Annotated in this window: 1 protein-coding gene; it reads left to right on the forward strand. The window is 46.2% G+C overall.

Annotation, left to right across the window (positions count from 1 at the left end; all coding sequences use genetic code 11):
- Positions 1–396: type IV secretory system conjugative DNA transfer family protein (locus NE619_RS18095; RefSeq protein WP_256133873.1), on the forward strand; the 396-nt coding region annotated here is incomplete at both ends.

A 396-nucleotide genomic window follows, 5' to 3' on the forward strand; every position in this document is an offset into this window, starting at 1 on the left:
ATAAATACGTCAGTGAGCTGCTTGGGAAAGCCACCATTGATATGAACACCTATGGAAAATCTACCGGTCATTCCGGGAACTATTCAACGAACTATCAACTCTCAGGCAGGGAGCTAATGACACCGGATGAAGTGCGTATGCTGGACAATCGCTACGCGCTTCTTTTTATTCGGGGTGAGCGTCCGATTATGGACGAGAAATTCGACATTTTAAAACATCCGAACGTGAACTTGACAACTGATGGAAAGGCAGAGCCATACCGGCATGGAGAAGTGACCATGGCTGTTGCGGAGATTTCACTGGCAGACCGTTTGGATCAAGCCACGGTATGGGAAGAGTCGGATACGGCCTATGAACTGTTATCGGATGAAGACTTAGAAGAAATTATGAAACAAA

Origin of the sequence: Anaerovorax odorimutans, assembly GCF_024459955.1 — a bacterium.
Lineage (GTDB): Bacteria > Bacillota > Clostridia > Peptostreptococcales > Anaerovoracaceae > Hominibacterium > Hominibacterium odorimutans_A.